The organism is Herbaspirillum chlorophenolicum, from assembly GCF_001189955.1.
In the GTDB taxonomy this organism is placed as follows: domain Bacteria; phylum Pseudomonadota; class Gammaproteobacteria; order Burkholderiales; family Burkholderiaceae_D; genus Herbaspirillum; species Herbaspirillum chlorophenolicum.
Genome location: NZ_LFLT01000090.1, coordinates 1 through 5,842 on the forward strand (window position 1 = coordinate 1; position 5,842 = coordinate 5,842).

A 5,842-nucleotide genomic window follows, 5' to 3' on the forward strand; every position below is an offset into this window, starting at 1 on the left:
GGGGGAGTGCAAAGCGCACGGCGCAAAACCAAATCCCCAAAGCAAAAAGCCCACCATCGCTAGATGGTGGGCTTTCGCATATAACAAGCCTGACGATGACCTACTTTCACACTGGTTGCAGCACTATCATCGGCGCGAAGTCGTTTCACGGTCCTGTTCGGGATGGGAAGGGGTGGTACCAACTTGCTATAGTCATCAGGCATAACTTGTAAAGTTGCACGCTCTCAAACGGAGCAGCGAGCAACCCAATCTTGGAAGAAGTATTGATTCATTTGATATTACATGAGGGTGTGATGCACATAAGGGCAAACACATAACGCAAACTTGTCTATAACCGAGCTAATGTTATAGGAACAAGCCGCACGGGCAATTAGTATCAGTTAGCTTAACGCATTACTGCGCTTCCACACCTGACCTATCAACGTCCTGGTCTCGAACGACCCTTTAGGGGAATCTAGTTCCCGGGAAGTCTCATCTTAAGGCGAGTTTCCCGCTTAGATGCTTTCAGCGGTTATCTCTTCCGAACTTAGCTACTCGGCAATGCCACTGGCGTGACAACCGATACACCAGAGGTTCGTCCACTCCGGTCCTCTCGTACTAGGAGCAGCCCCCTTCAAACTTCCAACGCCCACGGCAGATAGGGACCAAACTGTCTCACGACGTTTTAAACCCAGCTCACGTACCACTTTAAATGGCGAACAGCCATACCCTTGGGACCGGCTACAGCCCCAGGATGTGATGAGCCGACATCGAGGTGCCAAACTCCCCCGTCGATATGAACTCTTGGGAGGAATCAGCCTGTTATCCCCAGAGTACCTTTTATCCGTTGAGCGATGGCCCTTCCATACAGAACCACCGGATCACTATGTCCTACTTTCGTACCTGCTCGACTTGTCAGTCTCGCAGTTAAGCACGCTTATGCCATTGCACTATTAGCACGATGTCCGACCGTACCTAGCGTACCTTCGAACTCCTCCGTTACACTTTGGGAGGAGACCGCCCCAGTCAAACTGCCTACCATACACTGTCCCCGATCCGGATAACGGACCAAGGTTAGAACCTCAAACAAACCAGGGTGGTATTTCAAGGTTGGCTCCACGCAGACTAGCGTCCACGCTTCAAAGCCTCCCACCTATCCTACACAGATTGGTTCAAAGTCCAATGTAAAGCTACAGTAAAGGTTCATGGGGTCTTTCCGTCTAGCCGCGGGTAGATTGCATCATCACAAACATTTCAACTTCGCTGAGTCTCGGGAGGAGACAGTGTGGCCATCGTTACGCCATTCGTGCAGGTCGGAACTTACCCGACAAGGAATTTCGCTACCTTAGGACCGTTATAGTTACGGCCGCCGTTTACTGGGACTTCAATCAAGAGCTTGCACCCCATCATTTAATCTTCCAGCACCGGGCAGGCGTCACACCCTATACGTCCACTTTCGTGTTTGCAGAGTGCTGTGTTTTTATTAAACAGTCGCAGCCACCATTTTATTGCAACCCTTTCGTCCTTCTGGCGCAGGCCAGTCAAACTACTTGGGCGTACCTTATCCCGAAGTTACGGTACCAATTTGCCGAGTTCCTTCTCCCGAGTTCTCTCAAGCGCCTTAGAATACTCATCTCGCCCACCTGTGTCGGTTTGCGGTACGGTCTCGTTAGACTGAAGCTTAGAGGCTTTTCTTGGAACCACTTCCGATTGCTTCGCGAACAAGTTCGCTCGTCCCATACCCTTGAATTACGCTGCCGGATTTGCCTAACAGCCTTCTCTGATACAGGAACCGGGACATCCAACACCCGGACAACCTTCCGCGATCCGTCCCCCCATCGCATCTAACGACGGTGCAGGAATATTAACCTGCTTCCCATCAGCTACGCATCTCTGCCTCGCCTTAGGGGCCGACTCACCCTGCTCCGATGAACGTTGAACAGGAAACCTTGGGCTTACGGCGTGCGGGCTTTTCACCCGCATTATCGCTACTCATGTCAGCATTCGCACTTCTGATACCTCCAGCATCCTTTACAAGACACCTTCACAGGCTTACAGAACGCTCTCCTACCATATCCTTACGGATATCCGCAGCTTCGGTGACTGGCTTAGCCCCGTTACATCTTCCGCGCAGGACGACTCGATCAGTGAGCTATTACGCTTTCTTTAAAGGATGGCTGCTTCTAAGCCAACCTCCTGACTGTTTTAGCCTTCCCACTTCGTTTTCCACTTAGCCAATCTTTGGGACCTTAGCTGGCGGTCTGGGTTGTTTCCCTCTTGACGTCGGACGTTAGCACCCGGCGTCTGTCTCCCAAGCTCGCACTCATCGGTATTCGGAGTTTGCAATGGTTTGGTAAGTCGCGATGACCCCCTAGCCATAACAGTGCTCTACCCCCGATGGTGATACTTGAGGCACTACCTAAATAGTTTTCGGAGAGAACCAGCTATTTCCAAGTTTGTTTAGCCTTTCACCCCTATCCACAGCTCATCCCCTAATTTTTCAACATTAGTGGGTTCGGTCCTCCAGTGCGTGTTACCGCACCTTCAACCTGGCCATGGATAGATCACTTGGTTTCGGGTCTACACCCAGCGACTGAACGCCCTATTCGGACTCGATTTCTCTACGGCTTCCCTATGCGGTTAACCTTGCCACTGAATGTAAGTCGCTGACCCATTATACAAAAGGTACGCAGTCACCCCTTGCGAGGCTCCTACTGTTTGTATGCACACGGTTTCAGGATCTATTTCACTCCCCTTCCGGGGTTCTTTTCGCCTTTCCCTCACGGTACTGGTTCACTATCGGTCGATTACGAGTATTTAGCCTTGGAGGATGGTCCCCCCATGTTCAGACAGGATTTCACGTGTCCCGCCCTACTTGTCGCAAGCCTAGTTCCACACCAATGATTTCGTGTAAGGGGCTATCACCCTCTATGGCCGGACTTTCCATTCCGTTCCACTATCAATGATGCTAAATCTTGCAGGCTGGTCCCATTTCGCTCGCCACTACTCTGGGAATCTCGGTTGATTTCTTTTCCTGTAGCTACTTAGATGTTTCAGTTCGCCACGTTCGCTTCACACACCTATGTATTCAGTGAGTGATACCCTTGCGGGTGGGTTTCCCCATTCGGAAATCTGCGGATCAAAGCTTGTTTGCTAGCTCCCCGCAGCTTATCGCAAGCTACTACGTCCTTCGTCGCCTGTAATCGCCAAGGCATCCACCATGTGCACTTATTCGCTTGTTCCTATAACGTTAGCCTCTGTTGCCAGAGCGCTATAGAAAAATTTGAGTTTAGCGTTTGCCGTATTGCCAAAGTAAGTCTTCTAATTGCTAAGATCACTTCGTAATACTTTGATTGATACAATCACACCCATTTTTTACTTTCGCAAGAACCGAAGTCCTGGCGATCGTTTAAATGAATCTTTACTTCTTCTAGATTGTTAAAGAACAAAAACAGCCATTAGTCTTAAAAGACCAAACCTAAATCACTACGCCTTTTACAGCGCTGACTTAGGTTTGATATCTTGGTGGAGGTTGACGGGATCGAACCGACGACCCCCTGCTTGCAAAGCAGGTGCTCTCCCAGCTGAGCTAAACCCCCGAAAACTTTGGTGGGTCTGGTTGGGCTCGAACCAACGACCCCCGCGTTATCAACACGGTGCTCTAACCAGCTGAGCTACAGACCCGCTTGGATCAGTATCAGTAGCCAGTTCTCAGCAATTTGCATCAAACCGTGCTTCCTACCAAATAACTGTTCTTATTGATTTACAGCCGATAAGTGTGGACGCTTAACTTCGTGCGCACTCTAGAAAGGAGGTGATCCAGCCGCACCTTCCGATACGGCTACCTTGTTACGACTTCACCCCAGTCACGAATCCTACCGTGGTGAGCGCCCTCCTTGCGGTTAGGCTACCCACTTCTGGTAAAACCCGCTCCCATGGTGTGACGGGCGGTGTGTACAAGACCCGGGAACGTATTCACCGCGACATGCTGATCCGCGATTACTAGCGATTCCAACTTCATGGAGTCGAGTTGCAGACTCCAATCCGGACTACGATACACTTTCTGGGATTAGCTCCCCCTCGCGGGTTGGCGGCCCTCTGTATGTACCATTGTATGACGTGTGAAGCCCTACCCATAAGGGCCATGAGGACTTGACGTCATCCCCACCTTCCTCCGGTTTGTCACCGGCAGTCTCATTAGAGTGCCCTTTCGTAGCAACTAATGACAAGGGTTGCGCTCGTTGCGGGACTTAACCCAACATCTCACGACACGAGCTGACGACAGCCATGCAGCACCTGTGTGATGGTTCTCTTTCGAGCACTCCTAAATCTCTTCAGGATTCCATCCATGTCAAGGGTAGGTAAGGTTTTTCGCGTTGCATCGAATTAATCCACATCATCCACCGCTTGTGCGGGTCCCCGTCAATTCCTTTGAGTTTTAATCTTGCGACCGTACTCCCCAGGCGGTCTACTTCACGCGTTAGCTGCGTTACCAAGTCAATTAAGACCCGACAACTAGTAGACATCGTTTAGGGCGTGGACTACCAGGGTATCTAATCCTGTTTGCTCCCCACGCTTTCGTGCATGAGCGTCAGTGTTATCCCAGGGGGCTGCCTTCGCCATCGGTATTCCTCCACATATCTACGCATTTCACTGCTACACGTGGAATTCTACCCCCCTCTGACACACTCTAGCCGTGCAGTCTCAAATGCAATTCCCAGGTTGAGCCCGGGGATTTCACATCTGACTTACACAACCGCCTGCGCACGCTTTACGCCCAGTAATTCCGATTAACGCTTGCACCCTACGTATTACCGCGGCTGCTGGCACGTAGTTAGCCGGTGCTTATTCTTCAGGTACCGTCATTAGTCGCAGATATTAGCTGCAACCGTTTCTTCCCTGACAAAAGAGCTTTACAACCCGAAGGCCTTCTTCACTCACGCGGCATTGCTGGATCAGGGTTGCCCCCATTGTCCAAAATTCCCCACTGCTGCCTCCCGTAGGAGTCTGGGCCGTGTCTCAGTCCCAGTGTGGCTGGTCGTCCTCTCAGACCAGCTACTGATCGTCGCCTTGGTGAGCTTTTACCCCACCAACTAGCTAATCAGATATCGGCCGCTCCATGAGCATGAGGTCTTGCGATCCCCCACTTTCATCCGTAGATCGTATGCGGTATTAGCTAATCTTTCGACTAGTTATCCCCCACTCTAGGGCACGTTCCGATATATTACTCACCCGTTCGCCACTCGCCATCAGGAGCAAGCTCCTATGCTGCCGTTCGACTTGCATGTGTAAGGCATGCCGCCAGCGTTCAATCTGAGCCAGGATCAAACTCTTTAGTTTAATCTCTGTTTTGTGCCATTTCTGGCCACCCCGAAGGGTGTCGCTCTCTCAAAATACTGACAGGTAATTTCTTGCGATCTTACCTATATTTCTTGTGAGCATTTAATGTTTAAAGTTTCCAGACCCGAAGGTCTGTCGCACTTCATTAAACGCCCACGCTTATCGGCTGTTAATTTTTAAAGATCTTGTCTGTCGCGTCCGTCGCTTTCGCTTCGTTCGCGTCGCTGGCAAATCGTTTTGTTTGTCAGCAGCAGAGAAACGAGATTATGAGGTCATTTTTAATTTGCGTCAACTACTTTTTTAACGCTTTCTTAAAAATTTTTGCTGAAGTTCTTTACTAACCAAACCCCAACATTTCCTTCAACTTCTCCCTGCTTCGCTCGCCACTTCCGCTCCGTCTTTCTCGTCGCTTCGTGTGTCGCGTCAGCAGGGGGCGAACTATAGCAACCCACCTTCACCCACGCAAGTACTTTTTAAAAAATAATGAAAAATAATTTACCCAACACCCTCCAACCAGCCTCAC

Annotated in this window: 2 tRNA genes and 3 rRNA genes; all 5 read right to left on the bottom strand. The window is 50.4% G+C overall.

The annotated features are described in order from the left end of the window. Window positions 1-87 precede the first annotated feature (87 nt). The 5 genes from rrf to AKL28_RS22890 all read right to left on the bottom strand — a co-directional run bounded on the left by rrf (window position 88) and on the right by AKL28_RS22890 (window position 5,319). Window positions 88-200 (bottom strand): 5S ribosomal RNA (gene rrf / locus AKL28_RS22870). A gap of 149 nt (window positions 201-349) precedes the next feature. After that, a 23S ribosomal RNA gene (locus AKL28_RS22875) occupies window positions 350-3,221 on the bottom strand. A 281-nt stretch (window positions 3,222-3,502) separates the two neighbouring features. After that, window positions 3,503-3,578: transfer RNA gene (locus tag AKL28_RS22880), tRNA-Ala, on the bottom strand. Between the two features lie 8 nt (window positions 3,579-3,586). Then, a tRNA-Ile gene (locus tag AKL28_RS22885) sits at window positions 3,587-3,663 on the bottom strand. Between the two features lie 123 nt (window positions 3,664-3,786). Next, window positions 3,787-5,319: ribosomal RNA gene (locus AKL28_RS22890) — 16S ribosomal RNA — on the bottom strand. The 16S, 23S and 5S rRNA genes sit together here with 2 tRNA genes alongside, the layout of an rRNA operon. Between the last annotated feature and the right edge of the window lie 523 nt (window positions 5,320-5,842).